Origin of the sequence: Chryseobacterium sp. SIMBA_028 (assembly GCF_046535285.1) — a bacterium.
Classification (GTDB): domain Bacteria; phylum Bacteroidota; class Bacteroidia; order Flavobacteriales; family Weeksellaceae; genus Chryseobacterium.
Genome location: NZ_JAWRWZ010000579.1, coordinates 1 through 253, shown reverse-complemented (window position 1 = coordinate 253; position 253 = coordinate 1). Strand labels below are relative to the sequence as shown.

Annotated in this window: 1 protein-coding gene; it reads left to right on the top strand. The window is 57.3% G+C overall.

Annotated features, from left to right (window positions below; translation table 11 throughout):
• The coding region (locus SCA31_RS24570) for a hypothetical protein (RefSeq protein ID WP_410699583.1) at nt 1-253 on the top strand (253 nt) is incomplete at both ends.

Below are 253 nucleotides of genomic sequence, written 5' to 3'. Positions count from 1 at the left end.
CCCAATGACACGCTTCCAACCCTCAAGCTCGGGCAGGCAGAACCGGACACGGTCAAGGTGTTGTCACTGGCCGTGGCGCTGATCGTGACCACCACTTGGTCAGCATTGTTGCCCCTTTGCGTCTGGGTGGTTGTGTTGTCGGTCCAGGCACTGCAGATGCTGTTAGCGCTGAGTGACTCGGAGAACTTCAAAACAACCTTGTCGCCCTTGTCCACTATGTTGAGGGTGCCGCCGTTGCTCAATTGGACTCCAG